Annotated in this window: 10 protein-coding genes; 8 read left to right on the top strand and 2 right to left on the bottom strand. The window is 69.6% G+C overall.

Annotated features, from left to right (window positions below):
• Nucleotides 1-333: 333 nt before the first annotated feature.
• Complete coding sequence (locus tag ASG32_RS19095) at nt 334-774, bottom strand: hypothetical protein (RefSeq protein ID WP_056529439.1); 441 nt, start codon at nt 772-774, stop codon at nt 334-336.
• Nucleotides 775-1,008: 234 nt separating this feature from the next.
• Here ASG32_RS19095 and ASG32_RS19090 point away from each other — a divergent pair, with 234 nt between their 5' ends.
• Nucleotides 1,009-1,956, top strand: coding sequence for a LysR family transcriptional regulator (locus ASG32_RS19090; RefSeq protein ID WP_056529436.1), 948 nt, complete (start codon nt 1,009-1,011; stop codon nt 1,954-1,956).
• Between the two features lie 204 nt (nt 1,957-2,160).
• Here the strand turns inward: ASG32_RS19090 and ASG32_RS19085 are convergent, their stop codons facing one another.
• On the bottom strand, nt 2,161-2,838 hold the full coding sequence (locus ASG32_RS19085; RefSeq protein ID WP_056529433.1) for an HD domain-containing protein: 678 nt from the start codon (nt 2,836-2,838) through the stop codon (nt 2,161-2,163).
• A 116-nt stretch (nt 2,839-2,954) separates the two neighbouring features.
• Here ASG32_RS19085 and ASG32_RS19080 point away from each other — a divergent pair, with 116 nt between their 5' ends.
• The 7 genes from ASG32_RS19080 (at nt 2,955) to ASG32_RS19045 (ending at nt 11,259) form a co-directional block, all read left to right on the top strand.
• Nucleotides 2,955-3,983, top strand: coding sequence for a GlxA family transcriptional regulator (locus ASG32_RS19080; protein ID WP_056529430.1), 1,029 nt, complete (start codon nt 2,955-2,957; stop codon nt 3,981-3,983).
• A gap of 406 nt (nt 3,984-4,389) precedes the next feature.
• Complete coding sequence (locus ASG32_RS19070) at nt 4,390-4,875, top strand: helix-turn-helix domain-containing protein (RefSeq protein WP_056529424.1); 486 nt, start codon at nt 4,390-4,392, stop codon at nt 4,873-4,875.
• A gap of 17 nt (nt 4,876-4,892) precedes the next feature.
• Nucleotides 4,893-6,059: an HlyD family secretion protein gene (locus ASG32_RS19065; RefSeq protein ID WP_056529421.1), complete on the top strand. Its 1,167-nt coding sequence runs from the start codon at nt 4,893-4,895 to the stop codon at nt 6,057-6,059.
• Nucleotides 6,056-7,627: a DHA2 family efflux MFS transporter permease subunit gene (locus tag ASG32_RS19060; RefSeq protein WP_056529418.1), complete on the top strand. Its 1,572-nt coding sequence runs from the start codon at nt 6,056-6,058 to the stop codon at nt 7,625-7,627. Before ASG32_RS19065 ends, ASG32_RS19060 begins: the two co-directional genes overlap by 4 nt.
• Nucleotides 7,617-8,180 (top strand): PaaI family thioesterase, encoded by a 564-nt coding sequence (locus ASG32_RS19055; protein WP_056529415.1) that lies wholly within the window; start codon nt 7,617-7,619, stop codon nt 8,178-8,180. Before ASG32_RS19060 ends, ASG32_RS19055 begins: the two co-directional genes overlap by 11 nt.
• 125 nt (nt 8,181-8,305) lie before the next feature.
• Nucleotides 8,306-9,640 carry an MATE family efflux transporter gene (locus ASG32_RS19050; RefSeq protein ID WP_082557954.1) on the top strand — a complete coding sequence of 445 codons (1,335 nt, stop codon included), beginning with the start codon at nt 8,306-8,308 and terminating at the stop codon, nt 9,638-9,640.
• Nucleotides 9,641-9,744: 104 nt separating this feature from the next.
• A complete protein-coding gene (locus tag ASG32_RS19045; protein WP_348271895.1) occupies nt 9,745-11,259 on the top strand; it encodes an aldehyde dehydrogenase family protein in 1,515 nt (504 codons plus the stop codon).
• The last annotated feature ends 90 nt before the right edge of the window (nt 11,260-11,349 follow it).

The following is an 11,349-nucleotide window of genomic DNA, read 5'->3' as shown; positions in this document are numbered from 1 at the left end:
CATCGCCACCCGCTACGAGAAGCGGGCTGCCAACTACCTCGCCATGGTCACCCTCGGCATGACCATGCTCTGGCTCACATGAGTTTGCAGAGACGCCCTAGGCGCGGCCGCACCCAAGGCCAGGGCGTCACGGCCTCGATGGCGTCTAGCAGCGAAGCACCTGCCTCGGGCGACCTTCCGTCGAAGCACAGAAGCGCCCAGCCGGCCGTGTGCTCGACCGTGACCGTGGTCGAAGTGAGCTGACCGGTCGTGATTCCATCCTCGAACTTCGAAGAGTGGGCGGCCTGCGTCGCAGGCCGCGATTGCCAGTCCCTGGCCTGTCAGGCTGTCCGCTCAGTTCATGGGCTCAAGCGACCCGAGCTTAACCGTGCCCGCGTTGGCCTCGACCGTGACAGGCGCGGTGGGCAGCCACCGGACGACGCCCGCGGTCGCGAAGCCGCCCTGCTTGAGGACCTGCGCGGCATCCGTCGCCACGTTCCGGTTCCGGTAGGCAACGGTGATGGTGCCGGGCGCCTTGAAGGGCTCGACGGAGGCGGTTGTCGGCCGCGCCCCCTGCCAGCGCGTAAGTGCCGGCACGAGGAGACCGCCCTGCGCACGCACGTCGGCGGCGCTGAGCGCGAGACCCGGCGTGTGGTAGGCCGCGCCGATGACGGCGGGGACGGAGAAGGCGCCGTGCGCGGCGGTGCCGAGGGTCGCCTCCGACCCTGCGGCCGGCAGGAGGGCCGCAACGGTCATCGTCAGGGCGGCGGTGAGGGTGATGGTACGGTGGGTCATCTTTCGATCCTCTCGGCGTGACGGGAACCCGTCGTTCGAGGAGAAGATGCAGCCCAAAGTCGTATTCATCAAACAGATGTGACCGATAGCCATCATTCACGCCGTGAATGATGGTACATCTACGCCCGCCCTGTCGTCGTCTCATTCCGTCAGGGCGCCTCACGGCTTCGCTTGCCGGATCCTGCACCGTCGGGCCGTCGGGGATCTGATCGGGAATGACGAGCGGGCCGAGCCATGACGATCAAGCACCGTGACCTCGCCGGCATCGACCTGAACCTGGTCGTGGCGCTGGATGCGCTCCTGACCGAGAGCAGCGTCACGCGCGCCGCCGCGAAGGTCGGCATCACGCAGTCGGCCATGAGCAGCAGCCTCGCGCGCCTACGAAGGCTCCTCGGCGACGAGCTCCTGACCCGGACGCCTGACGGCATGCGCCCGACGCCGCGCTCGCTCGCCCTCGTCGAGCCGGTCCGAGCCGCCCTGCGCCAGTTCCAGGGCATCGTCCTCCGGGAGGACGACTTCGACCCTTCGACGGTGGAGCGGTCCTTCACGCTCGCCATCCCCGGCAGCGTCGAGGTGCGGCTCATCCCGCGCCTGCTTGCGTTCCTCGCGCACGAGGCGCCAGGCATCCGCCTGCACCTGGTCGGCCTCGATTACGGCAGCGTGCTGGGGGACCTCGACGCCGACAGGATCGACGTGGCCGTCGGCATGATCTCCGAGGGCCAGGTCCACCATAAGGTTCGGCCGCTCTATCGCTTCGGCTTCCTGAGCCTGTTCAACCCCCGGCTGCTCGGCGTGAGCGGTCCGCTGTCGCTCGACGACTTCGTCCGGTTCCCGCACATCCTGACGTACCTGACCGGCGTCGGTCCGGGGGTGGTGGACACGGCGCTCGCCAAGGTAGGCCGGGCGCGGAGGCTGGCGGCGACGACGCCGCGCTTCGCCACCGTGCCGTTCCACGTCCAGGCCGCGCCCTTGATCGCCACGATGGCCGACGAACTGGCCACGACCTTCGCGGCCCAGCTCGGCTTGGCGACGAGCCCGGTGCCGGTGCCCACCGAGGAGATCGTCATCTCGATGCTGTGGCACGCTTCCTATGACCGCGATCCCGCCCATCGCTGGCTGAGGGAGGTCATGGTCCGCATGGGGCTGGAGGCGGGGAGCTCGCACGGGGAAGAAGCGGTCTGATCCGTTCCCTCCGGCTCACCCCACCCGGGAGCCCGCGCGAACGCGTCGGCAGGTCCGACGATGTCCGGCGGCTGCGATTTCCGGGGGGTGACGAACCCGACCGTGGCGGTCCTGGCGTCCGTCGTCATCCCCACCCGGCAGGCCATCCACGGGTTCGACCGGTCGACGGGGCCGGCCACAAGCCCGGGGGCCGGCCGGCGACGCTCAGTCATGCTGGCCGCAGCCGCATCCCGGTGCATGCGTCCCGCCGGGCCAGCGCGAGGCGCGGATCACGCTGCAGAAGTTGCCCTTGCGGAAGCCCGGCTCCTTGTCGGCGATCACGTCGGCCTTGACGTTGCCGAAGGTGGTGTCCGGCTTGTGCTTGATGCCGTCGTAGAAGGCCTGGATGATGTCCTCCTTGAAGTCCGGGGTGCGGGGAAAGGCTGACACGACCGCCTCGCGCTCGGCGTCCGTGTACTCGCCGTACGTCAGGCCGAGCACGTCCATCTCGACGCCGGCCGTCACGAGCGCCACCACCGGGTGCATGTGGACAGGAATGCCGGGCGTGGTGTGCAGCGCGATGGCGGTCCAGACGGTGTAGACGTCCGCCTCGGGCACGCCGTGCGCCTTGAGAAAGTCGCGGGCGGCGTTGGCTCCGTCCACCTCGAAGCGCTCCGCCGCGCTGCCGTGACCCGGCATCAGGCCGACGTCGTGGAACATGGCGCCGGCGTAGAGGAGCTCACGGTCGAAGGCCAGGCCGCGGTGCGCGCCGGCGAGGGCGCCGAACTGGTAGACCCGGCTCGAATGGTTGAAGAGCAACTCCGTCTCGGTGTCCCGGACGAACTCCGTGACCGCACGGGCGAGCTTGCTGTCGGGGATGGCGGCTTCCTGGACGATGCTCATGGACGGGCTCCTTTGTGCTGCGTGTCGTCCTGAGCTACGAGAGGCCATGTCTGGCATCAATCGCCGTGTTACGACGATTTCTGCCAACATACGTGCATCGTCGGACACCGGTCCTCATGACGTCCCGACCAGTCGCCCTCCTCGCCCTGCCCGACGTCCAGCTCCTCGACGTCGCCGGCCCACTCGACGTCTTCGCCGAGGCGAATGCCCAATGCGACCGGGAGGTCTATGCCCTCGCCGTGGTCGGGACGGCACCGGGCCCGATCACCACCTCCTCGGGACGGCGTCTGTTGCCGGACCACGTCGCCCCCGACGATGCGAGCCCGTTCTTCGACACTCTGCTGGTGGCTGGCGCCCCTCGGATGCATGAGGCTCAGGTCGCCCCCGAGTTGCTCGCGTGGCTCCGGAACGCGGCCGGGCGCTGCCGGCGCTACGGCTCGGTCTGCAGCGGAGCGTTCCTGCTCGGGCAAGCCGGCCTTCTCGACGGCCGACGGGTGACGACACACTGGGCGGTCGCGGAGATGCTGGCCGCACGCTTCCCGGCGGCGCGAGTCGAGGTGGACGCCATCTGCCTGTTCGATGGCCCGCTTCGAACGGCTGCCGGCGTCACGGCCGGGCTCGATCTCGCCTTGGCGCTCGTAGAGGAGGATCTCGGGGCCGAGGTCGCCCGTCGGGTGGCGGCCCAACTCGTCATGTTCTTCAAGCGCGGCGGTGGCCAGATGCAGTTCAGCCGTCGCGGCATGAGCGCGTCGTCCGGCCGCTCGGCGCTGCAGGAAGCCCAACGCTGGGTGGCGGCACATCCCGCCGAGGATCATGGTGTCGACCGGCTGGCCAGCCGGACCGGCATGAGCCCCCGTCACTTCGCGCGCGTGTTCCGGGCAGAGACCGGCATGACTCCGGCGGCTTACGTCGAGACGGTGCGGATCGAGGCGGTTCGCCGCCTCCTTGAAACCGGCGAGGTCTCACTGAAGCAGGTTGCAGGCGCCTGCGGCTTCCGGGATGCCGATACGCTACGGCGGGCCTTCATGCGGCGGGTCGGCACGACGCCCGCCGAGTATCGGCGCCTACACGTGGCACCCGAGATCCGGCTCCAGCATCGTGCCCATGCCAATCGCTCACAGGGTGTCGAGAGATCTTCCAAGTAGAACCCTTCGGATTGAACAAGGGATGCCTGCATCTCAGAAGGAGGCGGGTCGCCACTTAGGCGCACTTGACTAACCTCCATAAAATTGACGGCGCAGGCGAAGATGATTTCGCTCGCACGCCTACGCGGATGCGCCGTCACCGGCCAGCAGCAACGCCCCCGTGATGTAGCTGGCTGCTGGCGATGCGAGAAACAATTTCGACCGCCGCGGGGACGTGACAATCCTGCCCCTTCCCATGCCGGTCATCGGCAGGCGCTTGAGGCGGTGCGGATCGCAATGCACCTGGACTTCGCTCGGTTCGACGCCGAAAGCGGCATCGCTCCTCCGCATGAACATAGACCGAAACGCCCTTTCCTCCCAGACATCTTGACTTGCATGATGCAAGTGACTCGGCCATGTTAGGCCGATGCAACGCACGCCCTTCGATCAGATGCCCTGTCCCGTCGCCCGATCCCTGGACCGCGTCGGCGAGTGGTGGAGCATTCTCATCCTCCGGGACGCCTTCTACGGGCTAACCCGGTTCGACCAATTCGCGCAGAGCCTCGGGATCGCGCCGAACATGCTGACCCGCCGGCTCAAGGCCCTGTGCGAAGCGGGTCTTTTGGAGCGGCGGCCCTACCAGGAGCGACCGGCCCGGTACGAATACGTCCTGACGGAGAAGGGCCGCGATTTCCGGCCGGTGCTCTGGACCCTGTTCGCCTGGGGCAACCGCCACCTCGCACCCGAAGGCGAGAGCGTGATCCTGACCGATCCGGCCACCGGCCTGCCCGTCGATCCCGTCGTGGTGGACCGGCGTACCGGCCGCCCCCTCGAAGAGGGTGTGCGCGTGGCGGCGGGCCCGGCCGCCAGCGAAAGGCTGCGGCGCCGCTTCGAGCCCAACACCTCGATCTGACAGCGGGAGCTACGGGAATGGGCGACGCCGCGACAGCCGATGCGTTCGTGAAGGGCGATGGCGAGGAGTATCTCGTGGCACCGAGGCGACGCCTGTCGCGCAAGCGGGCAGCGTTCTGCGGTATCGCGCTTCTGGCGCTGGCCGGTGGTGGACTGTACGGCCGGTACTGGTGGGAAACCGGCCGGTTCATCGAGAGCACCGACGACGCCTATGTCGGCGGCGACGTGACGGTGATCGCCCCCCGTGTCCCGGGCATCGTGGCCGAGGTGCTGGTGAGGGACAACCAGCGCGTCGCAGCCGGAGACCTTCTCATCCGCCTCGACGACCGGGATTACCGCGCGGCCCTGGCGAAGGCTGAGGCGTCGGTGGAGGGTCAGGACGCCACGCTCCTCAACCTCGCCGCCACAAGGCGTCTGCAGGCGGCGGTGATCGCGCAGAACCGTGCCGAACTCGCAGGGGCAGAGGCCGAGGCGGCCCGCACTCGCTTCGACGTCGACCGCTATCGCGAGCTTTCGGCCAAGAGCTACGCATCCGAGCAGCGCTTCCAGCAGGCGGATGCCGACGACAAGAAGGCGACCTCCGCCGTCGCCAAGGCTCGGGCCAGCCTCGATGCCGCCGAGCGACGGATCGCCGTCATCGACACGCAGAGCCGGCAGGCCGACGCAGCCCGGGCGCAGGCCGTGGCCGAGCGCGACGCCGCCCGGCTGAATCTCGGATACACCGAGATCCGCGCGCCGACCGACGGCGTGGTCGGCAACCGCAGCGCTCGGGCGGGCTCTTACGCAACGACCGGCGCCGGGCTCATCGCCCTCGTGCCGGCGGACGGCCTCTGGGTCGACGCGAACTTCAAGGAAAGCCAGCTCGCGCAGATGCGTCCCGGCCAGAGCGTCGGCATCGTCGCGGACGTGCTACCGGACGAGACCTTCACCGGCCATGTCGAAAGCCTCGCTCCGGCTACCGGCGCGCAGTTCAGTGTGCTGCCGCCCGAGAACGCCACAGGCAACTTCACCAAGATCGTCCAGCGGGTGCCAGTGCGTATCCGCCTCGACGGCGATGGGGGACGCCTCGGCCGCCTGCGCCCCGGTCTGTCGGTGACCGCCTCGGTCGACCGCCGGGGCGGATCGCCCCGGTCCGACATCCCCGACGCTAGTGCTGCGGTCGTGGTCGGAGCGCTCGGCCGGTGAGCATCGACGGCCGTGCAGAGCTGAGCGAGGGTCGCAAGGTCTTTGCCTTCGCGGTGATGTGCGTCGGCTTCTTCATCGCGCTCCTCGACATCCAGATCGTCTCGGCCTCCCTGAAGGAGATCGGTGGTGGGCTCTCGGCGAGCCCGGACGAGGTTGCCTGGGTGCAGACGAGCTACCTGATCGCCGAGATCATCGTGATCCCGCTCTCGGGCTTCCTCGCCCGGGTGATGTCGACCCGCTGGCTGTTCTGCGTCTCGGCCGCCGGCTTCACCGCCACCAGCCTGCTCTGCGGCTGGGCCTGGGACATCGAGAGCATGATCGCCTTCCGGGCGCTCCAGGGCTTCCTCGGCGGCTCGATGATCCCGACCGTGTTCACCACGGCCTTCGCGTTCTTCCCCGGCAAGAAGATGGTGGTGGCCGCCGCGACCATCGGTGCGCTCTCCTCGCTGGCCCCGACCCTGGGGCCGACGGTGGGCGGCTGGATCACCGACAACTATTCTTGGCACTGGCTGTTCTTCGTGAACCTCGTGCCGGGGATCTTCGTCGCCGTCGTCGTGCCGGTGATGGTGCGGGTGGACGAGCCCGAACCAGCCCTCATCAAGACCGCCGACTGGCTCGGCATCGCGCTCATGGCGCTATTCCTGGGCTGCCTCGAATACACCTTGGAGGAAGGCCCCCGGTGGAACTGGACCGAGGACGCCACTGTCCGCACGACGGCGTGGATCTCGGGGCTTGCCGGCATCGGCTTCCTCTGGCGCAGCCTGACCTACGCGCACCCGATCGTCGACCTGACGGCCCTCAGGAGCCGCAACTTCGCCCTAGGCTGCCTGTTCTCCTTCGTCACCGGCATCGGCATCTTCGCCACGATTTACCTGACGCCGCTGTTCCTCGGCCGGGTGCGCGGCTTCTCGGCCCTGCAGATCGGGCTCGCGGTGTTCTCGACCGGCGTGTTCCAGGTGATGGCGATCCCGGTCTACGCGATTCTCGCCCGGCGCATCGACCTGCGCTGGCTGATGATGTTCGGGCTCGGCCTGTTCGGCCTGAGCATGTGGTCGTTCACGCCGATCACCCATGAATGGGGCTGGCGCGAGTTGCTATGGCCGCAGGCGATGCGGGGCTTCGCGCAGCAATTCGCCGTGGCGCCGACGGTGACGCTGACGCTGGGCGGTCTCGCCCCGGCGAAGCTGAAACTCGCCTCCGGCCTGTTCAACCTGATGCGCAACCTCGGCGGCGCCATCGGCATCGCGGCCTGCGCGACAATCCTCAACGACCGCACGAACCTGCACTTCCTGCGGCTCGCCGAGCACCTCAATTCGGCGAATCCGGCGATGCTCGCGAGTCTGCATGGCATGGAGGCGCGGATGGCGAACGGCTTCGCCGGTGACCCGGCCCACGGGCACGCCGCAGCCCTGCGCCAGCTCTGGTCGCTGACCTACCGCGAGGCTCAGACGATGACCTATGCCGATGCCTTCGTGGTCATCGCCGGCTGCTTCGCCCTCGCCACCGCCCTCGTACCGCTGATGCGCAGGGTCGGACCGCCGAAAGGACCCGTCGCCGATGCCCACTGATGCCGCCCTCGATACCGCACCGGCCCGCCGCCGCGTCGTGGAATGGTCCGACCCTGCCCTCGTGGCGAAGGCAGGCCAGGGCCTCGACGGCCTTGCCTTCCTGCGGGCGATGATGGCGGGGGACGCTCCGCCTCCGCCGCTGATCGCCCTGCTCGGCATCGACCTCGTCTCGGCGGAGCTCGGCCGGGTGACGATGCGGATGGGGCCGGGCGAGTACCTCTACAACCCGCTGGGCTCCGTCCACGGCGGCGCGCTCGCGTCGCTCCTCGACAGCGTGATGGGTTGCGCCGTGCATGCGACGCTGCCCCTGGGCCGGGGCTACACCACGCTGGAGATCAAGGTGAACTACCTGCGCGCGGTCACGGCCGCGTCCGGCCCGCTCACGGCGGTGGGAGAGGTCGTCCATGCCGGACGCCGGCAGGCGGTGGCCGAGGCGCGGCTCTCCGACGGGGCGGGACGACTCTGCGCCACGGCGAGCACCACCTGCCTGCTGATCGACCTGCCGCCCCCGGCGACCGAACCGGTCGTGGCGGCCCGGACGCGAGTCTCGTGACGGCCGCTCGTCCCGCCCGGCCGGCGGTCTCGGCGCTCGATCTCGACCCGCCCGGCCTCGGGAGCGGGCCGTCCCCACGGGATGCCCGCACGGAACGCCTGCTAAGGGGCTCGGTCCTCGGGACCTTGCTGCGCCTCGCGGGACCCAACGTCCTGATGACCACCGCCCAGGCCTCGACGGGCCTGATCGAGACCTACTTCATCGCCCGCCTCGGCACCGATGCCCTGGCCGGCATGGCCCTCGTCTTCCCGATGCTGATGCTGATCCAGATGGTCTCGGCCGGTGCGGTCGGGGGTGGCGTGCTCTCGGCCGTCTCGCGGGCGCTCGGCGGCGGTCGGCTGGCGGAGGCGAACGGTCTGGTCTGGCACGCGGTGGCGATCTCGGTCGGGCTCGGTGCGCTTACCACCGTCGCGGCCCTGCTAGCCGGCCCGCAACTCTATGCCGCCATGGGAGGAAGCGGCGCCTCGCTCGTGGCCGCGCTGGCCTATTCGGACGTGGTCTTCGCGGGCGCCGTGCTGCTCTGGCTGTTCAACGCGCTGGCCGCCGTGATCCGGGGCACCGGCAACATGCTGCTCCCGGCCGGGGTGATGTGCGCGGGCACGGTCGCCCTCATCCCGCTCTCCCCCGCCTTGATCTTCGGCATCGGGCCTCTGCCGCAACTCGGCGTGGTCGGCGGAGCGGTCGCCGTCCTGGCCTACTACGTGGCCGGGATCGTCGTCTTCGCCGCTTACCTTTGGTCCGGCCGCGGGGTCCTGCATCCTCCGGTCCGGCCGCCGGCCCTTTCCCGGGCCGCGCTGGCGTCGATCCTCCGGATCGGCGCCGTCTCGGCCGTCGTCAGCGCCACCACGAACGTGACCATCGCCACGGCGACCGGCCTCGTGGGCGTGGCCGGGCCGGCGGCGGTCGCCGGGTACGGCACGGGGGCGCGGTTGGAGTACCTCCTCGTGCCCATGGTGTTCGGCCTGGGGGCGCCGCTTGCCGCGATGGTCGGAACCGCGGTGGGGGCGGGCGATATGGCCCGCGCCCGGCAGGTGGCCTGGACGGGGGCGGTGATCGCCGGCCTCCTTGCGGAAGCCATCGGGCTCGGCGCCGCGCTACGGCCCGAGGCCTGGCTGCGCCTGTTCGACCAGGATAGCGGCATGCTCGCGGTCGGTGCGCTCTATCTTCGTGTTGTCGGGCCCTTCTACGGCCTCTTCGGCGTGGGGCTCGCCCTCTACTTCGCCGCCCAGGGGGCCGGACAGGTGGGGTGGCCGCTGGTTGCAGGCTTGCTACGCGTCACCGTCGCGCTCGGCGGGGGCCTGCTGGCCCTGCAATTCGGCTACGGGCTGGACGGCCTGTTCCTCGCTCTCGGCGCTGGCCTTGCCACCCTTGCTTTCATCAATGCCGGGGCCCTGGCGTCCGGGGCGTGGCTCGGACGAGCTCGGACGACCGCTCCGCCACCGGCACAGCACAGGACATGACGCGCTGCCTATCATGCCGGTTCGTCAACCAGCGGACCTCCTGCTTCCGACTCCGGCCAGCCGTAGCTGGAGCTTAGCGTCAATCCCGAAGGCCGCCCTTCCCTATGCCCGCTTCCAAGATGGACACCCTCACGCGCCTTGTGTCGGGAACCCCCGTGCCTTTCGGCGGCGACCGCATGACCGTGATCACACCGGAACTCGCGGAGGCCTTCCGACCTGGCGACCACCTACTGGTCCTGCAGGAGACCGGAGACCTGCTCCATATCCCCGCGGCCCAGATCGCCATGGCGGCCGCCGCGGTGGACCGGGCGCATGCAGCCTTCATGCAGATGTCGGCGATACCGGATCAAGGCATCGAGCGGTTTTTCGACCGTTTCGCCGTGCTCCTCGAAGACCCTTCGGCCTGGCACGCCATCGCCGAGGCGAACCGGCAGGATGTCGGGCGCGCCCAGGGCAGTGGCCGTTCGACGACCCGTCTCCTCGCCACCGACCGGATGCGGCAGGACATGATCGCGGGCCTGCGGGCGTGGCGCGACAGCGAGACGCCGCGCGGCCGGGTCGTCGAACGCATCGTCCATGCGGGCTGGACGGTCGAGCAGGTGGCGGCACCGCTCGGCGTGGTCGGCTTCGTCTTCGAGGGGCGTCCCAACGTCCTCGCCGATGCCGCAGGTGTCCTGCGCAGCGGCAACACGGCCGTCTTCCGCATCGGCAGCGACGCACTCGGCACCGCACAGGCCATCATGCGGCACGCCCTCATGCCCGCGCTGGCGGCGGCCGGCCTTCCGCCCGGGGCCATCTCGCTCGTCGAGAGCCCGGAACGGTCGACCGGCTGGGCGCTCTTCGCGGACCGTCGCCTCTCGCTGGCGGTGGCACGCGGCTCGGGTCGGGCGGTGGCCCAGCTCGGGAGCGTCGCCCGACAAGCCGGCACGGCGGTCAGCCTGCATGGAACCGGCGGTGCGTGGATGGTCGCCGACAGCGATGCGGATGCGGAGCGCTTCTCCGCAGCCGTGGAAGCTTCCTTGGACCGGAAGGTCTGCAACACGCTGAACGTGTGCTGCATCCATCGCGCCCGGGTGGCGGACCTGCTGCCGATTTTCCTGGCGGCCCTGGAATCCGCCGGCCGCGTGCGCGGCTTCGGATGCAAGCTTCACGTGGTCGTTGGCGACGAGACCGTTCTACCGGAGGCTTGGCGCACCGCCACCGTCCGGGTCCGGCGCGCCGAGGGTGAGCAGACCGAACCGCTGACGGAGATCCAATCGGAGGGTGATCTTGGCCACGAATGGGAGTGGGAGGACACGCCCGAGGTCAGCCTGAAGATCGTGGACGATCTCGATCACGCGGTGACCCTGTTCAATCGCCACAGCCCGCGTTTCGCCGCCTCGCTGATCAGCCGGTACCCGGAGGCGCATCGCCGCTTCTACGACACGGTGAACGCGCCCTTTGTCGGCGACGGGTTCACCCGGTGGGTCGACGGGCAATATGCCCTTAACCAGCCCGAGCTCGGGCTGTCCAACTGGCAGGGCGGCCGTCTCCTCGCCCGAAGCGCCATCCTGTCCGGGGGCGGTGTCTTCACGGTGCGCAGCCGCGTCACGCAGGACGACCCGCGGTTGCGGCGATGAAGGACCGGAATGCCGCGAGGTCCGCTAGGCGACCGGCCACGGAAATATCGACGGCCGGCGGCATCCTATACAGGCGGCTACCGCCGGCGC

This window comes from Methylobacterium sp. Leaf361, from assembly GCF_001424445.1.
In the GTDB taxonomy this organism is placed as follows: domain Bacteria; phylum Pseudomonadota; class Alphaproteobacteria; order Rhizobiales; family Beijerinckiaceae; genus Methylobacterium.
The sequence above is the reverse complement of the archived record's forward strand: the minus strand, read 5'-3'. Positions and strand labels throughout refer to the sequence as shown.